The organism is Frankia tisae (assembly GCF_025403405.1).
GTDB classification, from domain to species: domain Bacteria; phylum Actinomycetota; class Actinomycetes; order Frankiales; family Frankiaceae; genus Frankia; species Frankia tisai.
Window position 1 is genome coordinate 1 of record NZ_JANEZT010000233.1, and the last position, 10,845, is coordinate 10,845.

The 10,845-nt window shown below is 69.7% G+C and carries 11 protein-coding genes; 10 read left to right on the plus strand and 1 reads right to left on the minus strand.

Going from position 1 to position 10,845, the window contains the following annotated elements:
- Positions 1 to 923, minus strand: a 923-nt coding sequence (locus NBZ85_RS20420; protein WP_264762017.1) for a helix-turn-helix domain-containing protein, incomplete at its 3' end; no start/stop codon positions are given.
- Between the two features lie 435 nt (positions 924 to 1,358).
- Here NBZ85_RS20420 and NBZ85_RS20425 point away from each other — a divergent pair.
- The 10 genes from NBZ85_RS20425 to NBZ85_RS20470 all read left to right on the plus strand — a co-directional run.
- Positions 1,359 to 2,588 carry a helix-turn-helix domain-containing protein gene (locus tag NBZ85_RS20425; RefSeq protein ID WP_256790314.1) on the plus strand — a complete coding sequence of 410 codons (1,230 nt, stop codon included), beginning with the start codon at positions 1,359 to 1,361 and terminating at the stop codon, positions 2,586 to 2,588.
- 56 nt (positions 2,589 to 2,644) lie between these two features.
- A complete protein-coding gene (locus NBZ85_RS20430; protein WP_256790315.1) occupies positions 2,645 to 4,306 on the plus strand; it encodes an adenosylhomocysteinase in 1,662 nt (553 codons plus the stop codon).
- Entirely contained in the window at positions 4,303 to 4,515 is a 213-nt protein-coding gene (locus NBZ85_RS20435) for a hypothetical protein (RefSeq protein WP_256790320.1), read from the plus strand. The genes NBZ85_RS20430 and NBZ85_RS20435 overlap by 4 nt, the downstream gene beginning before the upstream one ends.
- Positions 4,512 to 5,381, plus strand: a complete 870-nt coding sequence (locus NBZ85_RS20440) for a glycosyltransferase family 8 protein (protein ID WP_256790323.1) — start codon at positions 4,512 to 4,514, stop codon at positions 5,379 to 5,381. Before NBZ85_RS20435 ends, NBZ85_RS20440 begins: the two co-directional genes overlap by 4 nt.
- The gene (locus tag NBZ85_RS20445) at positions 5,371 to 6,870 is read left to right on the plus strand and encodes a hypothetical protein (RefSeq protein ID WP_256790324.1); all 1,500 of its coding nucleotides are present in this window, start codon (positions 5,371 to 5,373) and stop codon (positions 6,868 to 6,870) included. The genes NBZ85_RS20440 and NBZ85_RS20445 overlap by 11 nt, the downstream gene beginning before the upstream one ends.
- Entirely contained in the window at positions 6,867 to 7,475 is a 609-nt protein-coding gene (locus NBZ85_RS20450; RefSeq protein WP_256790326.1) for an AAA family ATPase, read from the plus strand. Before NBZ85_RS20445 ends, NBZ85_RS20450 begins: the two co-directional genes overlap by 4 nt.
- A complete protein-coding gene (locus tag NBZ85_RS20455; RefSeq protein ID WP_256790328.1) occupies positions 7,472 to 8,446 on the plus strand; it encodes a Gfo/Idh/MocA family protein in 975 nt (324 codons plus the stop codon). Before NBZ85_RS20450 ends, NBZ85_RS20455 begins: the two co-directional genes overlap by 4 nt.
- Positions 8,443 to 9,396, plus strand: a complete 954-nt coding sequence (locus tag NBZ85_RS20460) for a phosphotransferase family protein (protein WP_256790330.1) — start codon at positions 8,443 to 8,445, stop codon at positions 9,394 to 9,396. Before NBZ85_RS20455 ends, NBZ85_RS20460 begins: the two co-directional genes overlap by 4 nt.
- The gene (locus tag NBZ85_RS20465; RefSeq protein ID WP_055752546.1) at positions 9,387 to 9,776 is read left to right on the plus strand and encodes a cupin domain-containing protein; all 390 of its coding nucleotides are present in this window, start codon (positions 9,387 to 9,389) and stop codon (positions 9,774 to 9,776) included. The genes NBZ85_RS20460 and NBZ85_RS20465 overlap by 10 nt, the downstream gene beginning before the upstream one ends.
- A gap of 17 nt (positions 9,777 to 9,793) precedes the next feature.
- The coding region (locus tag NBZ85_RS20470; RefSeq protein ID WP_261562423.1) for a DegT/DnrJ/EryC1/StrS family aminotransferase at positions 9,794 to 10,845 on the plus strand (1,052 nt) is incomplete at its 3' end.

Here is a 10,845-nt window from a genome sequence, read left to right on the forward strand (position 1 = left end):
GCGTCGAGCTGGCCGAGGTGGAACGCGAGATGTCCCTTGAAGCTGATCGTGGTCGCGTGCAGGGTGACCTCGTCCGCCTCCCACGCCCACTCCGCGGCCCGGTCCAGCCAGCCACGTGCCGCCGGCCAGCGGCCGGTGGAGATGTGCAGCCAGCCGGCGAACTCGGCCCACTGCGCGCCGATCTCCACCAGCGGCCCCCGCACCCGCCCCGACGCCTCGCCGATCAGCCGCTCCACCTCGCCGAGCTGCGCCACGACCGGGACCAGCAGCCGGGCCGAGCCGATCAGGTCCTCAGTTGCCCGCTGCTGGGCCAGGATCGCCGCCAACGACGCCACCACCCGACCATCCACTCGGCTCGGCCGGGACACCGCACGGCGCAGCCGCTCCTCCTCGTCACCGTCGAGAAACCCACCGCCGGCAGCCACGGGCCGCGCCACACCGCCGTCGTCCTGCTCGCGACGGAACAGGTCATAGGCCACCGGGCCGACCCGATCCACCCCACGCTGCCCCGGTACACCTCGCGCGCCCGCATTCCCATGGGCCTGACGGTCGGAATCCGCGGTGTCCCACCGCATGCGGTTGAGTAGCAGCCGGTCCTGCGGGCTGAGCCGCTCCCGATCCTCAAGGTCCAGAAGGCGATGAACATCGGTGCCGTACACGGCAGCGAGCAGCGCGAGGACCTGCGGAGTCGGCCGGCGCCGATCGGGAAACGGCCAGTTCTCCACCTCACTCAACCGCGGGCCGCTCATCACCGGCATGCCATCTGGATCAACGCCGGTACGGCTGGCATGGGCGTTGATCTGGTTGGCGGCCTCCTGCAACGTCCACCCGAACGCATGACGAAACGCCGCCCGGGGGCGCAGCCGGTAGCGGCGGGCGAACTCGACCGCGGCTTCCTCGTGCGTCATCCCGACCGCCCGCATCCGCGCACGCAGCTCGTTCTGCTCCACCCGCAGGCTCACCTTCACCACGCACCCCACCTCCGTTCCATGCCCGGTGCCGCGCCGGACGGCCGTACCGCACCGCACCGGCACGGATCACTTCCACCGTAACGGGACCGTCACCCACTCCATCGCCGCCTTCCTACTCCGCCGAACCTCGCGGGGTTAGGCGTGCCGTCGTCGCACCGGGACAGCAGGTGACCTGCCCCTTGATCCCGCGGACACCATGCAAACGGGAATGAGCTCCCCGCACCTCGTCGGATAGCGCCTACCGGCGCGGTGGTACTACGTCCCGCCAGATACGACACACTGCGATTGATCAGTCTTGCGAAAAAGGTTGCTGGTGGTTGTGGAGTGCCGCGTAGGGCGTGAGGGTGTCAGCATCGGACGTGATCGGGCGGAGCTGGGGGTGTGTTGATGTTGGAAGAAGCGGAGGAGATCGGCCGTCGCGCCAAGCGTGCCCGGCTTCGGTTGGGGATGACCCAAGCTGATCTTGCTGCAGCTCTGAAGCGTAGCCAGGGCTGGGTCTCCAAGATGGAGCGTGGCTTGATCGAACTGGATCGGGTCGGTCTGTTGAACAAGCTCGCGGCTGAGTTGCATATCCACCCCAACGACCTAATTAGACGCCCTTACACGAGCTCCCCGGCGGAGAACCAGTGGCAGGCTGCCGCGTCCTCGATTGTGCGGGAGCTGCGGCGCTACGACCTGGCGCCGGTGTTCGATGGGACGCCCCGTCCGTCACGGGTGTTGTGGGGTGAGATGACCCGGCTCCACCGACTGCGGGACGCCGCAGCGAACGTCGCGATCTTGCGGACCCTGCCGGACTTGCTACGGGAGGCCAGTGCACTGGCGGAGGTGTCGACCGGACGAGAGCGCGAGGAGGGTTTCGCGCTCTACGGGGTGATGTGCAAGTTCGGCCACACGGCGGCCCACTCGCTGGGACACCCCGAGCTTGTGGCGATGGCATGCGACCGAGCGGCGTGGGCCGCGGGGCTGTCGGCCGATCCGGTGCTGCCCGCTGTCGCCGACTGGATGCGGGCGTGGGACATGTGGGCGACCGCCGACTGGGCCGATTCCCTCGCATTGCTGGACAAGGCCCTGGTGGGTCTGGAACCGGCCCACGATCGCGGTGACCAGCTCGCCGTGCGGGCCTGGGGGTCTCTGCACCTTCGGGCCGCGGTCTCGGCTGCCCGAGCTGGCAATCCCGAGCAGGCGATCGACCGGATCGCGTTTGCTCGGTCCGCTGCTGATCGGGTCGACGCCGAAACCGGTCCGCAGGTCTATGACCGGCATTCGCTAACGTTCTCCAGCGGGAACGTCGCGGTGCACGCCGTGTCGGTGGCATTGGAGATGGGGGATCAGACTCGCGCGCTGGCGCTCGACGCCCGTACGGACCCGGCTGTGATTGCTGCCCTGCCCAACTCCCGACAGGGCCACCATCATCTTGACCTGGCACGGGCCTGGTTGTGGGACGGCGACCGGGACCGGGCGTTGACCGAGTTGGAGTGGGCGGAGCGGCTTGCCCCGCAGCTGGTTCGCAACCATCCGATGGCGCGATCCACCCTGCGTTCCCTCGTCTACGCGGAACGCGCCGTCACCCGGGAGAGGCTGCGGCGCATATCTGACCGGTTTCACCTGGACGGATGACCCGCATATTCCCCTGACTCATATTCGGGTTCGGCGGGAGCCCTACCGTCCCCGGCATGACCACATCGCACGGCGGGCCGGGGGCGGCGGACGTCACGCTGCGGTCCTGGCCTCGGCTGGGGGATCTGGCCCTCGACACCGCACAGCGTGGCCGGGTTGGCGTGATCGTGGGCGTGCCCGGCGAGGAGGGTTCCGACTGGCTCACCTACCATCTGCGGCCGATTGGCGGTGGCACAGAGTGGTCGGCGGCTGCTGACGCGTCGACTCTGCAGCCCGTCCCCTCACCCGTGACCCACGCCACCGCGCTGGAAGGCCCGGTCCATGATCGTCCGGGCCGACACTGGGCGCTCAAGATCCGGGTCCACCACGAAGATGGTAGCGAGCAGAACTGCCCGCTGATCCTCGCTGAGGACCAGGCGTGGCGATTGATCGCCCAGATCCGCGACCAGGCGGCCTCCCGGCAGGGCTGGACGGCAGCCGACATACTCGCGGACACCGACGAGCCGCCGGACGATCTTCCGCATGTGGCAGCGTTTTTGGAGGACCTGCGGGAAATCGGCGAAAACTGTGCGAGCGCGGCCTCGGCTGCGTCGGCGCCCGCGGCCTTTTTCGCCTGGCTGGCGTCCACGCTGCCGGTCACATCCGCGGCGTCTTTGGTCATCACACATCTCTTGCCAGGGCAGATGGAATTCTTGTCCGCTCTCGGCCACACCACCAGGATTGCCGCCGTTTTACCCAAACCGAAGTCAGCCAACGAGTTCGTCTTGGAGGAGACTGCACGGGTTTACCGGTGCGACGAGCTCGACCGCGTCCGCTTCGCCGACCCGGATTGGCTCGTCGGCTACATCCGGAGTCGTGCCGAGGGTCGCCGTGTGGTGCTGGTTGACATCGGTGGCTACTTCGCGCCTGCGCTGCAGGAGCTGTGTGTGCGGTTGCCGGGACAGGTCGCTGGGGTGGTCGAAGACACCGAGAACGGGCAGCGTCGGTATGAAGCGTTGCCGGAGTTGCCGTGCCCGGTCTTCAGCGTGGCCCGCAGTCCACTGAAGGAACCCGAGGACCGGCTCGTGGGTCAGGCGATCGTGTTCTCCGTGGAGACGCTGTTGCGTCATCTGGGCGAGGTGATGCAAGGCCGTCAGGCATGCGTGCTGGGGTATGGGAAAATCGGTGCCGGGATCGCTGCCGCGTTGCATTCCCGGCATGTGCGGGTCCTCGTGTTGGACACCGACCCGGTTCGCCAGGCACAGGCACTGTCGGTCGGGTACGCGTCGGCGGATCTGACCGAGGCGCTCGCCTGCTCCGATCTGGTTTTTTCCGCGACCGGTAACCGGGCTCTTTCGGCCAAGCATCTTCCGCTGTTGAAGGAAGGTGCGTTCCTGGCGGGGGCCACGTCCCGTGACGACGAATTCGACCTGGGCGGCCTGCTTGAGCCCGGTAGCGGCTACCTCCGTAGCAGCATTCTCCCTGGCGTCTCCCGCATCCGTTCCCAGAACGGACGGTCGTTCTTCCTGCTCGGCAACGGCAACGCCGTGAACTTCTTGCACACCTCGGCGATGGGATCGGCGATCCACCTCGTCAAGGCTGAAATGACCGTGGCCGCCGCGCTGCTGGCCGAACAGCCGCACCTGCCCGGCTTCTATGAGGTGGCCCCGGCGCAACGTGCGTCTATCGCCGCCGCATGGGTGGACATGTTCGGCCCACGTCCTGGGAGGCATCTGTGACCGGCCTCGATCTCTACGGAGTCCACGTTCCGGATCGCGCTGCCGTCAACCTGCCCGCCGGCGATCCGCGCCGGCACCACCTGGATGTCGCCACCCGCCCGGCCTCCGTGCGGGGCCGGGCAGGGCGGATGGATCTGCGCGGCGGGCTGGCCCGGCCCGTGGGGCGGAAGCGTGACCGGATGACTACCACGGCGGGGGTGGCGCGGTGAGCAACCCGCTCACGCCGATCGTGTGTTGCCTAGACGACCGGTACGCCCGACCGCTGTGTGTACTGATGGAGTCGCTGAACGCAACCGGCGCCCATTCCGACGTGCAGGTGCTGGTACTGCATGACGAGCTGGCAGCCGCTAGCCGGGAGCGGGTGCGATGGCACGCCGACCGCTTGTCGGTGAACATCGCTTTTCACCAGGTCGTTCCGTCGGCGGCCGGGCCAGTGTCGGGCTGGGTGTCAGCGGCGGTCTATCTACGGCTGGCGATCGGCGACACGCTCGGCTACCGCGGCAGGGTTCTCTACCTGGATGTCGACACGCTGGTGCTGGCGGATCTGCGTCCGTTGCTGCTCGCCTCTCTGGAGGGTGCCGCGATCGGTGCGGTCCGCGACCCGCAGAACCCGGTCATCGGGGCCGGGATCGCCTTGCCCGGCTGGGCGGAGCTGGGGTTGCCGGCCGGCCGTGACTACTTCAACTCCGGCGTCATGCTGCTGGACCTGCCTGCATGCGAACGCCAGGAGGTGTTCTCCCGCGCTCGCGGCTTCCTGGCCGACCACCCCGAACAGGCGCGGCTGTGGGACCAGGACGCGTTGAACGTCGCCGTCGACGATCAGTGGTGTCGGCTGGACCGCCGCTGGAACACCTTCGCTCTCTCGCCGCTGGCCGCCCAGCCCACCTACCGCCACGACGACGCAGAGCCCTACGCGCCGTTGGCGATGCTGCTGGCCGACGAACCGGATGCCTCCATCCTGCATTTCGCCGGGCCGGCCAAACCGTGGCGCGAAGGCTACCCGCCGGGACGGCCTGGGGATCTCTACCGTCAGTTCCTGCGGGCCGTGGAGGAGGCCGAATCCGATGGCCGCTGACGCCCTGCGAGCCGTTGCCTGGACCTGCGCGGTGAGCCTCACGGCCCGGCACACCGTGGGAGCCTGGCAGTTGGCCCGCACCCACACCTGGCTTCGTGACGCAGGCTCCCATCCGTTCGAGCCGTCCGCAGGAGCGCGGTGGCCTGAAGTGCATGTCATCGTTCCAGTGCTACGCGAACAGGCGCATGTCGGCACGGCGCTGGCCTGGTGGAAGACGATCCTGCCGGCCTTTCCCGGCATGTCATTGACGATGGTGTCCACCGCGCGTGAGGAACACGAACGGGACCTGATCGCCCGCGCGGTCAGTCGCAGTAGCCGATTGCGAGCGGCGGAATTCCCGCAGCTCTCGGTGGAGGAACTCGCGGCGTTACGAGCCGCCCGGCGGGCATCCACGGGCGGCAACCTGCCCGTCGAGATCGCTGCCACGGTCCTCGCCCGAACACCCCTGACCCGGGAGGTGATCGGTCAGCTTCTCACCGACGCGCCCCACAAGAGAGTCCGCCACGTCACCTATCCCGGGCTTGGCCGCAAAGCGGCTCAGGTGAACTACGCCGCCCGCGGGTTGCCGCCCGGCGGATACCTCGCGGTCTACGACATCGACTCCAGGCCCACCGTCGAGGACCTGACCGTGGTGTACGCGTTGCTCTCCTCGCGGCGGGGCAGACCGTCCGTTGTCCAGCAGCACGCCCTGCACGCCGCACCGCAGGCCGCTGGCCGTGGGTTTGCCCGGGGGCTGGTGCGTGGGTCGGCGACGCTCCAATCGGTGTGGACGTTGCGCCGCGAGATCCCCTACGCCCGCCGCTACCACGCCGGCACCCTCAGCCGTCGTCCAGCGGCTCTGCTTCGGGCGGGATTGGCACAGCCCGTCGGCCATGGCCTGTTCGTTCGAGGAGACATCCTCGCCGAGATCGGCGGACTCTGCGAGAGCAGCGTGCTGGACGACGTGCCCACCGGGGTGCCCCTCACCCTGCGCGGCATCCCCACGGCGAGCGTCCCCCGAACAACGACCGTTCCATCGCCGGCCTGCGTCACAGAGATCATCTCCCAGGGCCGCCGGTGGTTCGGCTCCTACCTCGACTACCCGACGATCCTGCGTGCGGCGGCGCGCACCGGTGACGGGACCCGTCGCCACCGGTACCTGCTCGCCGGGATCGCCACCTACCGGGCAGCCGCCTGGCTGGGTGCCGGCCCGGTCACGGGGGTGGCCCTCGTCACCGCCGCCGCGCCCAGGTCCGGCCGGGCGCTGCAGGCGACCGCAGGGGCCGGACTTGTCCTCACGGCCGTGGTTCCGGCCGTCCTGACCGCCGAGACCCGCTCAGAACACACGTCGGCGGGCACGGTCGGGCGGGACTGCGTCGAGCTGCTGGCCGCCTACCTGCTGCGCAGCGTCGGCCCCTGGCTGGCGGTCGCCGACGCCCTGCTCGGCCGTCAGCACGCCACTACCACGCCCGCTCCGAAAGCCCACCGCGACAAGGGAACACGATCGTGATCATCGGTATCGAAGGGGTGTCGTGCACGGGCAAGACCACGCTCGCGCTCGCCTTGGCCGCCCGCCTCGGCAACACCAGCGTCGTGTCCTGCTACTACCAAGCCGCGCCGGACCCGTCCGCGCTGTCGGCCCGACCGGTCCGTGACGAAACCGACCAGCTCGCGCTGCTGGCTGTCCACCTGGACATCGAGGAACTCCGGCAGCGTCGCGCCCAGACGGCCGCCGACGGCGGCTCCCATGTGATCCTCGACCGGACGGTCGACACGCTACTGGCTCACGTGCGTGCGGTCGGCCTCATGCAAGGGCTGGATGCCAACGCCACGGCCCGAGCGCTGGTCTGCCGCCAGGTGGACCGAGGTCTGGCGGTACTGCCTGCGGTGACCCTGCTCCTGCAGGCCGATCATCAGGTGGTAGCGGCGCGTGCCCGCGCCCGGGTCGGGATGCCGTCGCTGTACTTCGACGCGGACTTCACCCGCGGGTTCCACACCCACTTCGCCGATCCGCTCACCCCGACCTGCCTGCCCGTCAATGCAGCTCCCGCCGCCGGTCAGGTACTCGACCAGGCAATCAGGCTGCTCACCCCGTATTTGGAAGGTGCGCGGTGAACACCCTCGTCCTCGGGTGCGGGCTGATCGCGAAGCGGTGGGTCACCCACCTGGCCGCTGACCCTCGCATCACCATCACCGCGCTGGCCGACCCCGACGTGAACGCCGCATCCCGTCTCGGTCGACGGGGCGGCCTGGTCGATGTTCCGGTCTTCCCGAGCCTGGAAACGGCGCTCACGGCAACCAGGCCGCAGATCGTCGTCAACCTGACTCCGGCCGACATCCACGCCGCCGGCACGCGCACGGCCCTGGAACACGGGGCGCACGTCTTCACCGAAAAGCCGCTCACGCTGAGCCTGGATGACGCCGTCAATCTGGTGGAGCTGGCCCGCGTGCAGGGCCGTGTGTTGGCCGTCATGAGCAACCGCGGCGACGACAGGCGGTTCCTGGCTTTCTGCCAGGCGGCCCGGACGCTCAGCCCAGGCCCGTACACGGTCAGCACGGACATGTTCGTGTCTCTTCCTGCGGCCGGATTCCGGTCCCGGCTACCCCATCCCGCCATCCAGGACCTGGCGGTGCACGCCTTCGACCAGATCCAGCACCTGATTGCTGCCATGGCCGTCTCCGTGACCTGCGTCGAGACACCGCTGCCGCTGCCCGGCGGCCACTGCTCCACCGCCTCGGCGCACTTACGGTTCGCCGACGACTCGGTGTTCACCTTCCATGGCGGGTTCGCCGGCATCGGGCAACGGACCAGCGCCGACGGGCACTGGAGGATCGACCTGCCCACCGGCGACGGGTGCCGCTGGGATGGCCAGCGGACCATCACGACCCTGGGACCCGCCGGGACAGCCAGCACCGAGCTCGAACTCCCCGTCGACGGCCACGGCCCACGCATCACCGCCATGATCGATGCTGTCCACGGTGGCCCGGCCGTCCCTACCAGGCTCGGCTCCATCGCTCTGCTCGACGCCGCCCTGCGTTCGGCGCGCTCCGGTGCCCCCGCCCACGTACGGCAGGTGCAGCCGTGAACTCGGCGGATCGCCCCCCGGCCGAGGGGCTCGCCGCCCGGATTCGCGCCGCGGGCGTCGCTGTGGACCGGACCGGCTTGACACCGGGCGCAGGCGGCGCCGACAACACCGTCTTCACCGCCCGCGCCATCAGCGGCGAACGTCTGATCATCAAGGTGGCGCTGGCGCCCCCGCCCAGGTACGCGACCGCCGCCTGGGCTGCCCAAGTCCTGGCCGCCCAGGGCATCCCGGCACCCCAAGTGCTCTGGCACGACTCCACGGCCTGTGTCGAGACCCGTTGTCCCGGCCTTCCCCTCGGTGGCACGGCCCCGGGCACACCCTCGGCGTGGGTGCTCCGCGCCGCCCAGCACGCCGGAAGGCTCCTGCGCCGCGCGCACGGCATCACGGTCGGCGGGTACGGCAGGCTCACCCCGACCGGCAGCGGGCCGTACCGATCACTCCTGGACTCGCTCCGCCCGCGGACAGCTGGGCGGCTACCCGTCGACCCCAGCGGCGGGCTCGCCGCCTCCGCCCGTCAGATCATCACCAGCCATCTGTGGCGCCTCCGCGACACCGGCCCTCATCTGCTGCTGGGCGACTGTGCGGCCCGGCACATCTTCTACGACCCCGACACCACCACGACCAGCGGATTCATCGACCTGGAAAGCGTCCGCGGCGGGGATCCCCTCGCCGACCTGGCCGGATTCACCGTGCAGGAACACCCGCACCTGAGCCTGGCGCTGATCGAGGGCTACTTCCCCGACGGCATCAGCGTCGACGACACCTGGGCGCTGACCGTGCACCGTGCCCGCATCGCCACCTCCCTGCTGCTGTTCCACCTCACCCGCGGCCAGCAGCAACCCGCGGCCCTTCTCGCCGCTGTTCTCACCGCCGACCTGTCAGCGATCACTGCCGAGACCCCGACCGTTCTCCCCGCCCTACGGCCTCAAGGAGCTCCCTCATGGCCCTGATCCGCACCGCATCCGCCCAACGTTGGACGCCCGGCAACCGCCCGGCCGGTTGTCTGGCGCACTCCGCCGGACGGTTCCGGCTGCGCGCCGACGGCACCAGCCACTTCGACCGGCACCACCACGACTTCGACGAGTTCTGGTTCGTCGCCTCCGGCACGGGCGTCATCCGACTCGGCGACGCCGACCACGACGTCCAGCCCGGCGACATCCTCTACACCGCGGCCGGTATCGAGCACGACGTGCTCGCCGTCACCGGCGACGCGGACCTGTACGTGTTCTGGCTGTCATGGGCTCTGCCTGACGGGGCCAGCGGCCTGCACCTGCACCGCATCCCCGCCGATGCCGCCGGGCACCGCGTCCCGTACCGCCCAAGCGCATGAGGGACGCCCAGCCGAGGGTGACCTTGCCCTTCCCCCGCCGCCGCAAGTACGGCGATGCCGAGATCACTGCGGTCACCGCGCTCCTGCGGTCGGGGTCGCTGTCGGAAATCGGCCGGGGTCCCGCCTGCACCTCGTTGGAAGACGCCTTCCGCGCGTTGACCGGCACCGACCACGCGCTGTCGTTCAATTCCGGCACCGCATCGCTGCACGCAGCGCTGCATGCGGTCGGCGTCCACCCCGACGCCGGAGTGGCGATGTCACCGATGACGTGGATCTCGGCGATCACCGCCGCGTTCCACGCAGGAAGCCACCCCGTCTTCACCGACCTCGCCCCGGACTCGCCCAATCTCGACCCCGCCCAGCTCAACACCGGGCAGCACTCGGCGGTCCTGGTCACGCACGCCTTCGGCATCCCCGCGCCCATGGAGCAGTTCACCCACCTGCCCGACCCGGTCGTGGAGGACTGCTCCCACGCCCACGGCGCCCGCTACCGGAAACGCCCGGTCGGGTCTTGGGGGAACGCCGGCTGCTTCAGCCTTCAGGAATCCAAGGCGGTCTCCGGGGGCGAAGGCGGCGTCCTGACCACCAACAGCCGCACTCTCTACGAGCGCGCGATGACGGTCGGGCACCATCCCACCCGACTCGCCGCCGAACTCGCCGACCCCGACCTGCTGGCGCTGGCCCCGGCAGCAGCCTCCTACAAGTACCGCATCCCCGCCCTGGCCGCAGTGATCGCCACCGAGCAGGTCCGTACCCTGTCCGACCGGATGGCTACCTGCGCCGCCAACCTGAGCTACCTCACCCAGCTCATCGAGGACCGCGACCTACCGCTCCAGCCTGTCAGCGCGCCGGAGGATTCGGTACGCGGCTGGTACGGGGCGCCGTTCACCCTGCTCACTCCGATCACCGACCCCGCCGCCCTGCTCAGCGCCTGCAAAAACGTCGGCGTGCCCGTCCGGGCGCTCTACCCCGACTGGCTGTCGACTCCGCTGCTCCAACGCCCCGACCTGATCGCGGCGTACTGGCCGGGGGCGCTGCTGGCCGAGCGGCTGGACATCAGCCCACGCAC